This is a genomic window from Streptomyces axinellae (assembly GCF_039532135.1).
In the GTDB taxonomy this organism is placed as follows: domain Bacteria; phylum Actinomycetota; class Actinomycetes; order Streptomycetales; family Streptomycetaceae; genus Streptomyces; species Streptomyces axinellae.
Genome location: NZ_BAAARJ010000001.1, coordinates 173,119 through 188,826 on the forward strand (window position 1 = coordinate 173,119; position 15,708 = coordinate 188,826).

Below are 15,708 nucleotides of genomic sequence, written 5' to 3' on the forward strand. Positions count from 1 at the left end.
GTCACCTTGTCCGCGGTCCGGCTACCTGTTCAGCACGACCTTGAGCGCTCTTGTCTCCGACGGCCGGGAGAAGATGTCGTAGGCGTCCTCCATCTCCCCCAGGTCGAAGGTGTGGGTCACCAGCGAGGAGACGGGTAGCCGTCCGGCTCGGAGCATTCCGAGGAGCATCGGTGTCGAGTAGGTGTCGACCAGGCCGGTCGTCACGGTCACATCCTTGATCCACAGGTCTTCCAGATGCAGCTGAGCCGGTCCGCCGTGGACGCCGACGTTGGCCACATGCCCTCCCGGGCGCACCATGCGCGTGCACATCTCGAACGTCTCGGCCACTCCCACGGCCTCGATGGCCACATCGGCCCCCAGACCGTCTGTCAGCTCCGAGACGACTCGCTCCGGCCCTTCGCCGGCGGCGACCTTGGTGTCCGCCCCGAGCCGTTCGGCCGCGTCCAGCCGGGCCGTCGCACGGTCCACGGCGATGATCTGCCCCGGGGAGAACAGCTTCGCGGTGGCCACGGCCGCCAGGCCGATGGGTCCGGCACCCACGACCACCACCGTCTGCATGGGGCGCACCGCCCCGTTGAGCACCCCCACCTCGTACCCGGTGGGGAAGATGTCGGCCAGCAGCACCGCGTCCTGGCTGCGGACGCTGTCGGGCAGAGGATGCACCGACAGGTCGGCGAAGGGCACGCGTACATATTCGGCCTGGGCGCCGTTGATCGTGTGTCCCAGGACCCAGCCCCCGCCGGCCCGGCACTGGCCGTAGGACCGGTTGCGGCAGTAGGAGCATCTGCCGCAGGCCGTGATGCAGGAGACCAGCACGCGGTCACCGGCCCGGACGGTGCGTACATCCGCTCCCGCCTCGACGACCTCTCCCACCGCCTCGTGGCCGAGGACCGTCCCCGGTGCGACGTCCGGCACATCACCTCGGAGGATGTGCAAGTCGGTGCCGCAGATGGTGACCGTATCGACGCGCACGATCACATCGGCGGGATCCTCGACGGCGGGATCGGACACCTCGTCCCACGAGGACTTACCTGGGCCATGGAACACAAGCGCTTTCACGTGACCTCCCACCTCCCTGGTGGTTCGCCGCAACCGCACACGACGGCCGCGCGAGGCTGCCAGTCGTTTCCCGGGGTATCCACGAACAAGATCACCATGTGCGGGATCAGCCGGGGCTGTCGCACTCATCCACTCACGGCGGCCGTCGGGGATACGCCTCGCGCCATCGCCCGCCTCCTGGCCGGGGGACATGTGCGGGGGTGAGGCGGATCAGATCATCGGGTGGGGAAGGCGGCTCCGAGGGGGCGAGAGCCGGAGCGAGGCGCACTTCGGCGAGTTCGTGGATCTCGTACGAAGAGCCGACAGCCGCAGGAGCACGTGTTCGAGCTGCGTCGCCGCGTCTTCCGGAACGCTGTCGCCCTGTCCGTCCGTGGCAACGCGGTATGGGGCAACCATGTCGTGTGCGTCCTGGTCCGTGAGCGGTGTCAGCCGGAACGCACCCGCGCTGATCGCGCCGGGGCGGCGAGGGTCAGGACGACGGCGTCGAGTGCGGGGGAACCCAGGAGCAGCCGGACGCAGCTTCCCAGGTCACCAGCTCTCATGGCGCACACCGGGTTGTCGGCGCTCGCCGCCGCGGGCAGCTCGGCCAGGAGCGAACGGGACAGGTGTGCGGGCAGGCGGGGAACCGACAGTCCGGCACCGGTGCACGCGTCGGCCGTCCGGCTCCCCGCCTCACCGGTGCCGGCGAGGATCGCCACGTTCCCCCGGCCGGGCAGAGGCTGGCTGTTCAGGAGCGCCGCGGTCCCCAGCAGTTCGCCGACCTCACCCGTGGCGGTCAGGTGCCGGCCGGTCCCGGAAGCGAGGAGGGGGACGAGTGGGCCGGCGGTGTGGTGCTCGGTGTGGATGTGCACGCCGCCTGTGAGGAAACGCTGGCCTTCGTATTCGAGGCGGCGGAACGCCGGTCGGCGCCGCTCAAGGTGCTCAACGGGTGGGAGCCCCCGCCGACTTATGGCCCACGCCCCATGGTGCTGCCGGGCGGCGCGATCGACGGTGTCCTCGCTGAGCGGGCCGGGGCATTGGCGAAGAAGGTGCGACCCTGGGGTGAGAAGCACCCCGGCGTACGGGTGGACGCCCGCGCCGTGCTTGCCCAGCCCGCGGAACTGCTGTTGGACGCCTCCCAGGAAGCCGCCTTGCTGGTGGTCGGCCGCCGCCGTCGGGACGCGTCGCTCGGCGCACACGTGGGTCCTGTCGCCCACGCGGCAATGCACCACGCCCAGGCGCCTGTTGCGGTCGTCCCGCATCCCTGACACAGACGCCCACCTCTCGACGAGAGCTGATCGGGTTTGTCTCCAACCCGTGCGAGAACCCATGCGAGAGACCACGCGGACCTTGCCGAAGTGACGGGTGAGCCGGGTGTCACGTCAGGATCAGAGCGATGAAGAGCGCGCATACCAGGATGTTCACCAGCCAGCTGTGCGTGTTGGTCCAGTCGCGGATCTTCGGCATGGTCTCAGCGGCATGGTGGCCCGCCGCGAGTCGTGCCAGCAGCGGCAGCGCGGCGATCAGGATGGTCAGCCCGATGAACGGCAGGGCCTCCGGATACGAAGCCCGTGCCTGGTCGAGATGAATGCCCACGGTGAGCATCACCATGAGGTCCGAGGGCATCAGGAGGATGACCATCAAGCCGGTGCGGAGCGCCTGCCGGGGGTCGGCGGACATCAGGGCGTGCAGCCACTTCGGCGGTTTGACGGTCTCCCGTTTCCGCCAGTTGCGCAGCGCGGCCAGGGCCAGGAGCCCCACCAGCGTGTACTGGATGATGTGGCCGACCGAGCCCCGGTTCTTGGAGCTCCCGAGATCGACGGCGCCGCCCAGGGCCGTCGCGATGCCCATCATCGCGGCCACGCCCACGAGGACAGCCACGGTGACGCCCGCCAGGAATCCCAGCGAGACCCGGACGGCATCACGCGCCGTGGCGAAGATGATCGCCGACATGATCTGGGGGCCGGCCATCATCGTGATGGCCAGTGGCAGGATCTTCAGACCGTCCATGGCTGCGGCAATCTGTTCGGTGCGGCTGCTGGCTCCGCCGGTGGGGACACGCGCCGGCTTGCGCCGGGAGTGCGAACAGGTCCAGCGCACACGAGTGGACATCCCTCCACCACCCGGCGGGGGCCGAAAAGGTGAGGATCGGGAGCATCCCGCACTGTGACGACGAGGGGTTCTCTCGTGGGTCTCCACGGGACGGCCCGGCAGCCTCTCGGCGCTCAGTCCGGCCACTTCCACCCGACGACCTCCGGCAGGTCGGACCCATGTTCCCGGATCCACCGGTGGTGGTGTTCCCGGATGTCCGCCATCGACTGACGTACGCCGGCCGCGGTCACCGCAAGCCCCGGAACCCGGTCGATGACGTCCATCACGAGGCGGAAGCGGTCCAGGTCGTTGCGTACGACCATGTCGAACGGGGTCGTCGTGGTCCCCATCTCCTTGTAGCCGCGCACGTGCAGGTGCGGATGGAACGCCCGGCGGTAGGCGAGCCGGTGCACCAGCCACGGGTAGCCGTGGTAGGCGAAGATCACCGGGGTGTCCGCGGGGAAGACCGCGTTGAATTCGAGCTCGTTCATGCCGTGCGGGTGTGCTGCGCGGGGCAACAGGCGTGTCATATCGACGACGTTGACGACACGCACCGCCAGCGTCGGCAGATGCCGTCGCAGCAAGGAGGCGGCGGCCAGGACCTCCTGGGTGGGGACGTCCCCGGCGCAGGCCAGCACCACGTCCGGCGCCCGGCAGCTGTCCTCGGTGCCGGCCCAGCTCCAGATGCCCAGGCCCCGCGCGCAGTGTGCGCGGGCCTCGGCCATCGACAGCCAGTCGAAGCAGGGTTGTTTGCCCGCCACGACGACGTTGACGTACTCCCGGCTTTTCAGTACATGCTCAGCGACGGAGAGCAGGGTATTCGTGTCCGGCGGCAGATAGACCCGTACGACATTGGGGCTCTTGTTGAGGATGTGGTCCACGAAGCCCGGGTCCTGGTGCGAGAAGCCGTTGTGGTCCTGGCGCCACACGTGCGAGGTCAGCAAGTAGTTCAGGGAGGGGACGGGGCGTCGCCAGGGCAGCGCCGCGGAGACCTTCAGCCACTTGATGTGCTGGTTGACCATGGAGTCGACGATGTGGGCGAACGCCTCGTAGCAGGAGAAGAGCCCGTGCCTGCCGGTCAGCAGATAGCCCTCCAGCCAACCCTGGCACACGTGTTCGGAGAGGATCTCCATCACACGGCCGTGCCGGTCCAGGTGCTCGTCGGTGGGCAGAGCGCTCGACTGCCATGCCTTGCCGGAGGCACGGTAGATGTCCTGGAGCCGGTTGGAGGCGGTCTCATCAGGGCCCACCACCCGGAAGTCACGGCGGTCCGCGGTGGCGCGCATCAGGTCTTCCAGCATGCCGCCCAGCACCCTGGTCGGCTCGTGCGTGCCCGAACCCGGCGACTCGACCGGTACGGCGTAGCGCTCGGGGGGTGGCACCGGCAGGTCCCGCGTGAGCAGTCCGCCGTTGCTGTAGGGGGCGGATCCCAGCCGAAGGCTCCCGGCGGGTACGCACTCCAGCACTTGTTCCACCGGGCTGCCGTCCGCGGCGAAGAGGTCCTCGGGGCGGTAGGAGCGCAGCCAGCTCTCCAACTGCCGCAAGTGCTCAGGGTTCTCGCGTACCTCGGGCAGGGGTACCTGGTGCGCGCGCCAGGTTCCTTCGACCGGCAGGCCGTCCACCAGGGCGGGGCCCGTCCAGCCCTTCGGGGTCCGCAGCACGATGACCGGCCAGCGGGCGCGCTCGCTGCCGCCCTTTCCCCGGGCGGCGTCCTGGATCTCGGCGACGCGGTCCAGCGCCGTGTCCAGGGCGTGGGCCATCGCGGTGTGCACCGTGCGGGGGTCATCGCCCGTGACGTAGAGCGGGTCGTGTCCGTAGCCGCGCAGCAGGTGGTCCAGTTCGTCGTCCGGGAGGCGGGCGAGCAGCGTCGGGTTGGCGATCTTGTAGCCGTTGAGGTGGAGGATGGGCAGCACAGCCCCGTCGTGCACGGGGTCGAGGAACTTGTTGCCGTGCCACGAGGCGGCGAGTGGTCCTGTCTCGGCCTCTCCGTCACCGATGACACAGGCGACGAGCAGCGCGGGGTTGTCGAGCGCGGCGCCGTAGGCGTGGGCCAGCGAGTAGCCCAGTTCGCCGCCCTCGTGCAGGGAGCCAGGCGTCTCCGGTGCCACATGGCTGGGCACGCCGCCGGGAAAGGAGAACTGGCGGAAGAGCGCCTCCATCCCGGCCGTATCCCGCCCCACGCTGGGGTAGGTCTCGCTGTAACTGCCCTCCAGCCAGGAGTTCGCCAGCACCGCGGGCCCGCCGTGGCCAGGGCCCCAGACGCAGATCGTCGGCCGGCCGCGTGCTTTGACCACGCGGTTGAGGTGGGTGTGCACGAGGTTCAGCCCGGGGGAGGTGCCCCAGTGGCCCAGCAGCCGCGGCTTGATGTGCGCCGGACGCAGCGGCTCCCGCAGCAGCGGGTTCGCCATCAGGTAGATCTGCCCTGCGGCGAGGTAGTTGGCGGCCCGCCAGTGGGCGTCCAGACCGTCCAGCTCCCGACTTGTGAGGGTTTCCCCGACTGGACCGGGCACGGCGACCTCCTGCGAGGCGGAGGGCGGTCCGGTAGGGAGGGGGGCCGCCCGAGCGGTTCAGATGCCCCCGAACGCCATGATGGCCTCGTCCCACGGAGTCGGCCACAGCGCCGTCCGGCCGACAGGCACCGACACCCCCGGGACAGCACGATGGAGGGAGTGGCGCCGACGCGTCCCGCGCGTGGCGCCGAACGGAGGTGCTCGATGGCGCAGGTCCACGGCGTGGCGGCGGGGCCACGAACGCCACCAGGCAGACCCGGACTCTTGTCCTTCCTGGGCGGAGTGGGCACGGTCACGGGGAGCAAGTTCCTGGTGGAGACCGACCATATGCGACTACTGGTGGACTGCGGGCTCTTCCAGGGGCTTGCCGAACTCCGGCGCCGGAACTGGCGGCCCTTCCCGGCGGACGCCTCGTCGGTGCATGCCGTCCTGCTCACCCACGCGCACCTCGACCACTGCGGCTACCTGCCTCGCCTGGTGCGGCACGGCTTCCGGGGCCCTGTGATGTGCAGTCCGTACACGGCCCGGCTCGCCGAGGTGATCCTGCGGGACAGCGCACGGTTGCAGACGGAGGAGGCCGAGCACGCCAACAGACGCGGCCACAGCAAGCACCACCCCGCGCAGCCGCTGTACGACGAGATGGACATCGACCGCGCGCTGAACCTGTTCCAGCCGGTCGAACCGGGGACAGTCACCGAGATCGACCAGGACACCCACCTGCGCCTGGAACACGCCGGCCACATTCTCGGATCGACCTGGATGCACCTGACACTGGAGGACGGGCACACCCTGGCCACGAGCGGAGACCTGGGCCGGTCCGTCCATCCCCTGCTACGGCCCCCCGAGCCGTTCACCGGGGCAGACGTGCTCCTGCTGGACTCCACCTACGGTGACCGCCACCACGACGAGGGAGACAGCCGCGAGCGCTTCGCCGATGCCCTGACCCGGACGCTGAACCGCGAAGGTGTGGTGGTCATCCCGTCCTTCGCCGTGGACCGTACCGAAGTGGTGCTGCGCGAACTGACGTACCTCCGCCACAGCAGGGTGCTGGCGCCGGAGGTGCCCGTCCATTGGACAGTCCGATGGCCCTGGCCGCCCTGCGCGTCTACCAGGAGGCACTCGCGCAGCGGGCTCCGGAGCTGCGCCCCGAGGTGCGCGAGAGCGGCACTTCCCTGCTGGATCCGGCCCCGTTCACGGCGGCCAGGACAGTCGCCGAATCCGTCGCCATCAACCAGGTGGACGGCCCCGCCGTCATCGTCTCCTCGTCGGGCATGGCCACCGGCGGGAGGGTTCTCCACCACCTGCGCCGGCTGCTGCCCAGTTCGCGCAACGCCGTGGTCATCGTCGGATTCGCGGCCCGGGGTACGCGGGCGAGGGACCTGGTGGACGGGGTCCGGGCGGTGAAGATGTTCGGGGAATACGTGGCGGTGCGCGCTGAGGTCGTCGACGTCCCGGGTTTCTCCGCCCATGCCGACGCCGACGAAGCGGTGGCCTGGCTGCGGGACGCGCCCCCGCCGCACGCGACCTACCTGGTCCATGGCGAGCCCGGCGCCGCCGAGACGCTGCGCAATCGCCTGGATGACGAACTGGGCTGGACCGCTGCCGTGCCCCGTTCGGGTGAACGTGTTCTCGTCCGATGACCTGGCGGACCGGCCGTGGATCCGGGCCGGCCGCGCACGGTGGGAGGAGCGATGACTGATGACGCGTGGACGTGGTCGTACGAGGGGTACGACCCGGCCGGGGAACGGCTCCGCGAGGCGCTGTGCACGCTCGGCAACGGCTACTTCGCCACCCGGGGGGCGGCGCCCGAGGCCACAGCCGACGACTTCCACTATCCGGGCACGTATGCCGCGGGCTGCTACGACCGCCTGACCTCGAAGGTGGCGGGCCGTGAGGTCGAGAACGAGGACCTCGTCAACCTTCCCAACTGGTTGCCGTTCCGCTTCCGCACCCGCCCGGAAGCGGGCCGGCCGGCACCGCCGTGGTGGTCCACGGCCGACCCCGGGCTACTGGAATACCGGCAGTCCCTCGACATCAGGGGCGGCACCCTGAGCCGGGAACTCCACTTGGAGGACGCGGCAGGCCGTCGGCTGCGGGTCCGCCAGCAGCGCCTGGTGCACATGGGCGACGCGCACCTGGCCGTCCTGCGGACCAGTTTCACCGCCGAGGGCTGGGCCGGGGAACTGGAGATCGAGGCGGAGTTGGACGCGACCGTGACCAACGGCGGAGTGGATCGGTACAGGGACCTGCGAGGCAGGCACCTGGAAGCCGTCGAGACCGGATACGCCCCGGACGGCATCGCCTGGGTGTGCTGCGCCACCCGGAGCTCCGGCATCACCGTGGCCATGGCCGCCCGGCTGCGCTCCTCTTCGACCGGGACCTGCGGACCGTCGGCAGAGCCGTGCGCCAAGGAGGGGCCGCGCTCCTCGTGCCGGGTCGCGCAACGACTCGTTGTCCCGCTGCTCCCGGGAGCGGCCGTGCACGTCGACAAGACCGTGGCGCTGTTCACGTCGAGGGACCGGGGTATCGGGGCCCCGCGGCTCGCCGCGGTCGATGCGGTGAGCAGGGCACCGCACTTCTCGGAGCTGCTCGCCTCTCACCGGCGGGCGTGGAAGCACCTGTGGGAGCGGACCGTGCTGGATGTACCGGGGCTTTCCGGCCGCGTCCTGCGGCTCCACCTCTTCCACGTCCTGCAAACCCTCTCCCCCCATTCGGTGGGGATCGACGCGGGCGTGCCGGCCCGGGGACTGCACGGCGAGGCGTACCGGGGACACGTCTTCTGGGACGAGTTGTTCGTACTGCCGTACCTCAACCTGCATCTGCCAGAGGTCTCCCGGGCCATGCTGTCCTACCGGCACCGCCGCCTGCCCGCTGCTTGCCGGAACGCGGAGGACGCCGGATTCGCGGGTGCCATGTACCCCTGGCAGAGCGCGAGCGACGGCCGCGAGGAATCACCGGCTCTCCACCTCAACCCCCGGTCCCGCCGATGGCTGCCGGACCGCTCGCACCTCCAGCGGCACGTCGGCTCCGCTGTCGCCTACAACCTGTGGCGGTACGCCGAGGCCACCGGAGATCTGGAGTTCCTGCACACCCAGGGCGCGGAGATGCTGCTGCGGATCGCCAGGTTCTGGTCCAGCACCGCCGCCTTCGATCCCGACCGGGAGCGCTACCGCATACGGGGCGTCGTAGGGCCCGATGAATACCACGACGCGTACCCGGACTCGGACCGTGCGGGTATCGACGACAACGCCTACACCAACGCGACGGCGTCCTGGGTCCTCTCCCGCGCCTTGGAACTGGCCCGAGCACTGCCCCAGCCGCGACGCGACCACCTCTTCGCCGACATGGCTCTCGACGAGGAAGAGCTGCGGCGCTGGGAGGATGTCTCACGCAGGCTGCTCATCCCGTTCCACGAGAACGTCATCAGTCAGTTCGACGGCTATGAGGCCCTCACCGAGTTCGGCTGGGACCGCTACCGTGCCCGGTACGGGGACGTGCGGCGCCTCGACCGCATCCTTGAGGCCGAGGGCGACACCGTGAACCGCTACCGGGCCTCCAAACAGGCCGACGTGCTGATGCTGGGGTACCTCTTCCCTCCCCGGGAACTGTCCGAAGTCTTCCGTCGCCTGGGCTATGTGGTCGACGACGACATGTGGGACCGCACGGTCGACTACTACCTGTCACGGACGAGCCACGGTTCCACGCTCAGCGGCCTCGTCCATGGGTGGATCCTGGCCCGTGAGCGCCGGCCGGAGGCATGGCGTTACACACACGAGGCGCTGTGGGGAGACGTGGCCGACCTACAGGGCGGAACGACTCATGAGGGCATACATCTCGGCGCCATGGGCGGCACCTTGGACCTGGTGCAGCGAGGGCTGACGGGGCTGGAGATACACGACGGCACACTCCACCTCGACCCCGCACCGCTGACCGAACTGTCCGACTACGGCTTTTCCATCCGGTTCCGCGGGCACTGGGGCATCACCTTCCGGCTGTGCGGCGACACCCTCGAAGTCGGTCTGCCCGCCGCTGAGCGAGGCCCGCTGCGTGTCGGTCTGCGCGATGAGGTCATCACCGTGCACCCGGGCGAGACGCGCACGCTCGATCTGTCCTGACGAGGACCTGCCGCCGGCCGACGCCGGGACGAGGACGGCACCTCGGGTCCTTCTCCGCCGCTCCGGGTTGCCGCACTGTGGCCCCTGCGGGAGCGTGGAAGGCGAGAGAGCTTGTCCCCATGGGAGTGGTGATCCTGATGCGTGCGGAGCTGGGTGACGAACTGATCGTCGAGAGCCGGAGCACGGACCGGGCACGGCGCGACGGCGAGATCGTGGGACTGCATCACGCCGACGGCAGCCCGCCCTACGACGTACGGTGGTCGGACAGCGACCACGCCACGCTCGTGTTCCCGGGCCCGGACGCCCACGTCAAGCACCTCGCGGCCGAATCTCCGGGACGGGACGAGGGAGGCCGGTCGCGATGACGCCCTCGCGAAGCGCTGACAGCGTGGGCCCGTTGTGACGGCCCCCGGTCCGGTACTCGTCGGAGCGGACCGTTCGGAAGCGAGCCTCGCCGCGGTGGAAACGGCGGCGCGGGAGGCCGTCCTCCACGCTCTGCCCCTGAAAGTGGTGCACGCCCTCGACCTGGCGATGCCCGCCCCCGGGTTCGGGACGGTTTTGGACGAGACCGGCCACGACTTTCTGACCGAGGCGGGCAGGCAAGTGCTGTCGGACGGGGTCGCCAGGGCGCGTGCCGCTGCCCCGAAGACCGACGTGACGAGCGAACTCGTACAGGGCGACCCGAGAAGGGTGCTTGCTGAACTGTCCCGGAGCGCGGCACTGACCGTCGTCGGCAGCAGAGGGCACGGCAACCTCGCGGAGCTGCTGCTCGGCTCCGTCGCCCGGTATCTGGCCGCTCATGCCGGCAGTCCCGTACTCGTCGTCCGGGGCGAAGCCCGATCCAGCGGAGCCATCGTCCTGGGCGTCGACGGCTCCGCGGCGGGCGAGGCGGCGGCGGAATTCGCGTTCGCCGAGGCCGCAGCGCGGGGGAGCGGACTCCTGGCCCTGCACGCGTGGTCCGAGTGGACCGTTCCGACGACTTCCCCGACCGATCCGGCATCCCCCTACGCGAAGAACCCGGGCGAGCTTCAGCGGGACGAGGAACGGGTTCTGGCAGAAGTCCTGTCGGGATGGGCCGAACGCTATCCGCACATTCCGGTGGAGCGGCGAAGCGTGCGCGGGCAGCCGCGGCAGTCGCTCATCGAGGCGAGCGGCACCGCCCAGCTCCTGGTCCTCGGAACGCGGGGCGCCGGCGGTTTCCCGGGTCTGCGCCTCGGCTCCGTCAGCAACGCCGCACTCCACCACGCCGACTGCCCGGTGGCCGTAGTGCGAGGCCAAGGCCAGGAGCACGCTGCGAGTACCGCGGCGAAGGGACAGGTATAGCTGGGCGAGTTGGGGGAAGCCGTGGGGGATGTCGTCGCGGGTCTCCCAGCGGATGCGTAAACGTCGGGGCCCGTGCGGCCAGGAGGTGGCGGCTTCGGCGGCCCGGCGGTTGCGCACCGTGCCCGTCGTAGCCGAGATCGACGGCGTCTACACCTGTTCGACCTCTGCGCGCAGTGCGTTGTAGTCCGCGAACGCCATCTCGACGGCCTCGTGGGTCAGGCCGTACCGGGCCAGCCGACCGCGGCAAGAGCGGATCGAAATCCACCTCGTCGTCCGACCGCAACGGCCTCCCTCTCGCAGTCGGGATCTCCGGCGCCAACACCCACGACAGCCCGGCCCTGAGCCGCTGGTGCGCTCCATCCCGTCCGTCCGCAGTCGCCGCGGCCCGCGCCGACGGCGACCGACAAGCTGCACGGTGACAAAGGCTACGACTACGACCATCAGCGCCGATGGCTCCGAGCGCGCGGTACCACCCCTCGCATCGCCCGCCGCGGGAAGGAGTCCTCGCAGCGACTGGGCCGAGACCGCTGGGTCGTCGAGCGCACCATGTCCTGGCTCTCCGGCTGCCGTCGACCGCACCGACGCTACGAGCGCAAGCCCGAGCACTTCCCCGCCTTCACCGCCATAGCCACCAGCCTCATCAACTACCGCCGACTCACCAAGTAGAACGACGTCTTACTGATCTTTTCGTAAGTTCGGTGGGTGTGGTGGGTGGATGGTCAGGCCGGTATGGGTGAGGAATGACCATGGCAGTCGGGAGTCGGGAGTCGGGAGTCGGGAGTCGGGAGTCGGGAGTCGGGAGTCGGGAGTCGGGAGTCGGGAGTCGGGGGTTGGTGTTGATGCGGTGGATGCCTTGTTCGGTGGCGTCGGCGACATCGGCGAGGTGGTCGCCGGCGAGGTTGGCGAGTTCACGCTTCTTGAGAGAGGACCACAACAGCTCCACCGGATTCAGCTCGGGAGCGTAGGCGGGTAATCGCTCCAGGGTGAGCCAGTCCTGTTCGGCGACCCGGGCCCGCATCGCCGGCTCCAGCGGGCGGACAGGCCGTCCCAAACCAGGACCACCCGCTCGCCGCGGTAGAACACCTTGATCTGCTCCAGGACCTCGATGAGGGCGGTGGTGTCGTAGTTGCCGGGCTTGAGGTGGAAGCACAGGCGGGCCCCACGACCGGGGTCGGTGGAGTGGTAGTCCAGGGCCCCGGCCATCGACGCCCGCTTCCAGTTCAGCCGGTGCCGCAGGAGCGGAGTCCGCCCCCGGGGTGAGTAGGTGCGGCGGATCTGAGAGAGCAGCCAGATGCCTGATTCGTCGAGGAAGACGATCCAGGCACGTGTGTTCACGGCTCCGGGAGCTGATCTCCTCTGTAGACGACCTGTGCGACACCCTGCGAAAAGCGGAGCCCCAGCTCAAGGCCGAACTGTATGCAGCCCTGGGACTCCAGCTGACCTATGACCCCGGAAAAGCAACAGTGCGGGTCGAGGCGAACCTCGACCCGCACACGCTGGGGCTTACAACTGTGTCGGGAGGGGGACTTGAACCCCCACGCCCTGTAAAGGGCACTAGCACCTCAAGCTAGCGCGTCTGCCATTCCGCCACCCCGACCGGGTGTGCCGACCAGGCTCTCGTGGCCTGGCGACGGGTTAAACCTTAGCACTGGATCCGGAGTGCGATCACCCTGCTCTTGGGGCGGGGGGACGGGAGCGGGAGGATGGGCGGGTACCTGCGAGAAAGAGGAGGCAGCGTGAGTGCCGAGAGCGCCGGGACCGCCGAGGGAGAGGTCGTCGAGCTGTGCCGCGACCTGATCCGGATCGACACCAGTAACTACGGCAACAACGAAGGGCCCGGGGAGCGGGCCGCCGCGGAGTACGTCGCGGAGAAGCTCGCCGAGGTGGGGCTGGAGCCGCGGATCATCGAATCCCGGCCCGGCCGCGCCTCGACCGTGGCGCGGATCACCGGGGAGGACCCGTCCCGCCCGGCGCTGCTCATTCACGGGCACACCGACGTGGTGCCCGCGAACGCGGACGACTGGACCCACCACCCCTTCTCCGGCGAGATCGCCGACGGCTGCGTGTGGGGGCGGGGCGCCGTCGATATGAAGGACATGGACGCCATGACGCTGGCGGTCGTACGTGACAGGCTGCGTACCGGCCGCAAGCCGCCGCGCGACATCGTGCTCGCGTTCCTCGCGGACGAGGAGGCCGGCGGGGTGTACGGGGCCCGTCACCTCGTGGACAACCACGCCGACCTGTTCGAAGGGGTCACCGAGGCCATCGGCGAGGTGGGCGGGTTCTCCTTCACGGTCAACGAGGATCTGCGGCTGTATCTGATCGAGACCGCCCAGAAGGGCATGCACTGGATGCGGCTCACCGTGGACGGCACCGCCGGGCACGGTTCGATGACCAACAACGACAACGCCATCACCGAACTGTGCGAGGCCGTCGGACGGCTGGGCCGGCACAAGTTCCCCGTCCGGGTGACCAAGACGGTGCGCTCCTTCTTGGACGAGCTGTCCGACGCGCTCGGGATCGAGCTGGACCCCGAGGACATGGAGGCGACCCTCGCCCGGCTCGGCGGCATCGCGAAGATCATCGGGGCGACGCTGCAGAACACCGCGGCACCCACGCAGCTCGGTGCCGGGTACAAGGTCAACGTCATCCCCGGCCAGGCTACGGCCCACGTGGACGGCCGGTTCCTGCCCGGTCACGAGGAGGAGTTCCTCGCGGACCTCGACCGGGTGCTGGGACCGCGGGTGCGCCGCGAGGACGTCCACGCCGACAAGGCGGTGGAGACCAGCTTCGACGGGGCGCTGGTCGATGCCATGCAGTCCTCGCTGCGGGCCGAGGACCCGGTCGCGCGCGCCGTGCCGTACATGCTGTCCGGGGGGACGGACGCGAAGTCGTTCGACGACCTCGGGATCCGCTGCTTCGGCTTCGCGCCGCTCAAGCTGCCCCCGGAGCTGGACTTCGCCGGAATGTTCCACGGGGTGGACGAGCGGGTGCCGGTGGACGGACTGAAGTTCGGGGTCCGTGTCCTCGACCGATTCCTGGACCAGGCGTGACGGGGCGATGTGCGCGGGATTCCCGCTGTTTCCGTGATTTCTGAAACGCGGCTTCCCGATTCGCCTGGATGTGCGTATGTGACTGAGAAGGGTGAATGATTCCATAAGCTCGTAGCCAGATTCCTCCATCCTCGTTACATGGGGTGCGGTCCTCGGCTGGGACCGCATTGCCAACAAGGAGGAATTAATGATCAAGAAGGTTGTCGCCGCCGCGGTTGCCACCAGTGGTCTCGTGCTGGCCGGCGCGGGCATGGCCGTCGCCGACTCCGGTGCGCAGGGTGCCGCCGTGAACTCGCCGGGCGTGGTTTCCGGCAACACGGTGCAGGTCCCGGTCCACGTGCCGGTGAACGCCTGCGGCAACACCATCTCCGTCATCGGGCTGCTGAACCCCGCCTTTGGCAACACCTGCGTCAACAAGTGACGTCGAGTCTCATCCGACTCGTTCAGATGAGCGTCTGAACCCGGACGGCCCCGGAGTGCGTGCCATGCGCTCCGGGGCCGTCCGGTCTTGAGGGGGGCGACCGGTATGGCGCGCGGGACGCGCCTTCGGGCCGGTCGTACGGAAGATCACAAGGCAGGGGAACAGCACAGTGCGTGAGGGCACAAAAAAGGGCCTGATCACCATCGCCGCGGCAGGCGGCGTACTCGCGATGTCGGGTGGAACGGCGTTCGCGGACTCGAACACTCAGGGCGGAAGCGGGAATTCGCCGGGAGTGCTCTCCGGCAACAATGTCGAAGTACCGGTCAATGTGACCGTCAACGTCTGTGGAAACACGGCGAGCGTCGTCGGTCTGCTCAACCCCGCGTCGGGCACCTCCTGCGGCACCGGAAGCCCGGCCGCTGGTGCCTCGCACGAGGGTGGCCGGCACAGCGCCCAGCGCGCGCACGGGCCCCGGGGCGGGCACAGCCCCCAGGGGGGTCACGGCGCCCGGGCCACCGGCGCGGCTCACGGTTCCCCGGGCGTCGGCTCGGGCAACGACGTACAGGTCCCGGTCGATGTCCCGGTGAACGTGTGCGGCAACAGTGTCGATGTCGTCGGCATCGGCAACGGGGTGTGGGGCGAGGGCTGCGACGCCCCCTCGGCGGGGGATCCGGGCGGTCCGGGGCGGCCGGGGGATCCGGGAAAGCCGGGGGATCCGGGGAAGCCGGGGGATCCGGGGAAGCCGGGAGATCCCGGACGGCCCGGTGATCCGGGCGGGCCTGGTGCCCCGGGTGACCCGGGCTCGCCGTCGGACCCGCCGGAGGGTGGCACGCCCTCGCACCCGGGCGGGCCGGGTCAACCCGGTACCGGCGGCCCCGGCGATGTCGTCCCCCTGGGCTCCCAGCCCCAGACCGGGCCGGTCACCGCGTCGTCCGTACCGGTGGCCGATGCCGGGCCGGGCGGCGGCGAGCGGGACCGAACCGGCCGGAGCGGGCAGAAGGCCGCCCGGGGCGAGCTGGCACAGACCGGTGGGGGCTCCGCACTCGGCGTAGCGGCGCCGCTGGGTGCCGGGACGATCCTCGGCGGGTACGTGCTCTTCAGGCGCTCGCGCGCCAGGGGCACGCGCTTGAGCTGACACGCGTGTTCGAGCGGGCGCC

At 69.9% G+C, this 15,708-nt stretch carries 14 protein-coding genes, 1 tRNA gene and 2 pseudogenes; 10 read left to right on the top strand and 7 right to left on the bottom strand.

Annotated elements, in window-relative coordinates; genetic code table 11:
- Window positions 1–21: 21 nt before the first annotated feature.
- On the bottom strand, window positions 22–1,059 hold the full coding sequence (locus tag ABD339_RS00605; RefSeq protein ID WP_344560992.1) for an alcohol dehydrogenase catalytic domain-containing protein: 1,038 nt from the start codon (window positions 1,057–1,059) through the stop codon (window positions 22–24).
- A 425-nt stretch (window positions 1,060–1,484) separates the two neighbouring features.
- Window positions 1,485–1,910 carry a hypothetical protein gene (locus ABD339_RS00610; RefSeq protein WP_344560994.1) on the bottom strand — a complete coding sequence of 142 codons (426 nt, stop codon included), beginning with the start codon at window positions 1,908–1,910 and terminating at the stop codon, window positions 1,485–1,487.
- Here ABD339_RS00610 and ABD339_RS00615 point away from each other — a divergent pair.
- Window positions 1,899–2,306 carry a universal stress protein gene (locus tag ABD339_RS00615; protein WP_344560995.1) on the top strand — a complete coding sequence of 136 codons (408 nt, stop codon included), beginning with the start codon at window positions 1,899–1,901 and terminating at the stop codon, window positions 2,304–2,306. The genes ABD339_RS00610 and ABD339_RS00615 overlap by 12 nt on opposite strands.
- A 109-nt stretch (window positions 2,307–2,415) precedes the next feature.
- Here ABD339_RS00615 and ABD339_RS00620 read toward each other — a convergent pair whose 3' ends face one another.
- Window positions 2,416–3,150, bottom strand: a complete 735-nt coding sequence (locus ABD339_RS00620) for a GAP family protein (RefSeq protein ID WP_344560996.1) — start codon at window positions 3,148–3,150, stop codon at window positions 2,416–2,418.
- 113 nt (window positions 3,151–3,263) lie between these two features.
- A complete protein-coding gene (locus tag ABD339_RS00625; protein WP_344560998.1) occupies window positions 3,264–5,639 on the bottom strand; it encodes a phosphoketolase family protein in 2,376 nt (791 codons plus the stop codon).
- A 327-nt stretch (window positions 5,640–5,966) separates the two neighbouring features.
- Between ABD339_RS00625 and ABD339_RS34010 the strand changes: the two genes are divergently transcribed.
- From ABD339_RS34010 to ABD339_RS00665, 6 genes and pseudogenes are all read left to right on the top strand, one after another.
- A complete protein-coding gene (locus ABD339_RS34010) occupies window positions 5,967–7,043 on the top strand; it encodes an MBL fold metallo-hydrolase (RefSeq protein ID WP_486388333.1) in 1,077 nt (358 codons plus the stop codon).
- A 2-nt stretch (window positions 7,044–7,045) separates the two neighbouring features.
- A complete protein-coding gene (locus ABD339_RS34015; protein ID WP_486388335.1) occupies window positions 7,046–7,279 on the top strand; it encodes an MBL fold metallo-hydrolase RNA specificity domain-containing protein in 234 nt (77 codons plus the stop codon).
- Between the two features lie 51 nt (window positions 7,280–7,330).
- Window positions 7,331–9,754 carry a glycoside hydrolase family 65 protein gene (locus ABD339_RS00645; RefSeq protein ID WP_344561003.1) on the top strand — a complete coding sequence of 808 codons (2,424 nt, stop codon included), beginning with the start codon at window positions 7,331–7,333 and terminating at the stop codon, window positions 9,752–9,754.
- 137 nt (window positions 9,755–9,891) lie between these two features.
- Window positions 9,892–10,086: pseudogene (locus ABD339_RS00650) on the top strand (DUF1918 domain-containing protein); the annotation flags it as partial.
- Window positions 10,087–10,153: 67 nt separating this feature from the next.
- A complete protein-coding gene (locus tag ABD339_RS00655; protein WP_344561007.1) occupies window positions 10,154–11,077 on the top strand; it encodes a universal stress protein in 924 nt (307 codons plus the stop codon).
- A 224-nt stretch (window positions 11,078–11,301) separates the two neighbouring features.
- Window positions 11,302–11,743, top strand: a pseudogene (locus ABD339_RS00665) (IS5 family transposase); the annotation flags it as partial.
- Here the strand turns inward: ABD339_RS00665 and ABD339_RS00670 are convergent.
- From ABD339_RS00670 to ABD339_RS00680, 3 genes are all read right to left on the bottom strand, one after another.
- Window positions 11,733–12,095 (bottom strand): transposase, encoded by a 363-nt coding sequence (locus ABD339_RS00670; protein WP_344561572.1) that lies wholly within the window; start codon window positions 12,093–12,095, stop codon window positions 11,733–11,735. The pseudogene ABD339_RS00665 and the gene ABD339_RS00670 overlap by 11 nt on opposite strands.
- Window positions 12,026–12,412, bottom strand: coding sequence for a transposase (locus ABD339_RS00675; protein ID WP_344561009.1), 387 nt, complete (start codon window positions 12,410–12,412; stop codon window positions 12,026–12,028). Before ABD339_RS00675 ends, ABD339_RS00670 begins: the two co-directional genes overlap by 70 nt.
- Before the next feature lie 177 nt (window positions 12,413–12,589).
- A tRNA-Leu gene (locus ABD339_RS00680) sits at window positions 12,590–12,674 on the bottom strand.
- A gap of 139 nt (window positions 12,675–12,813) precedes the next feature.
- Between ABD339_RS00680 and ABD339_RS00685 the strand changes: the two genes are divergently transcribed.
- The 3 genes from ABD339_RS00685 to ABD339_RS00695 all read left to right on the top strand — a co-directional run bounded on the left by ABD339_RS00685 (window position 12,814) and on the right by ABD339_RS00695 (window position 15,686).
- Entirely contained in the window at window positions 12,814–14,130 is a 1,317-nt protein-coding gene (locus ABD339_RS00685; protein WP_425575847.1) for a M20/M25/M40 family metallo-hydrolase, read from the top strand.
- A gap of 187 nt (window positions 14,131–14,317) precedes the next feature.
- On the top strand, window positions 14,318–14,551 hold the full coding sequence (gene chpH / locus ABD339_RS00690; RefSeq protein ID WP_344561013.1) for a chaplin ChpH: 234 nt from the start codon (window positions 14,318–14,320) through the stop codon (window positions 14,549–14,551).
- A 169-nt stretch (window positions 14,552–14,720) separates the two neighbouring features.
- Entirely contained in the window at window positions 14,721–15,686 is a 966-nt protein-coding gene (locus ABD339_RS00695; RefSeq protein ID WP_344561015.1) for a chaplin family protein, read from the top strand.
- Window positions 15,687–15,708 lie beyond the last annotated feature (22 nt).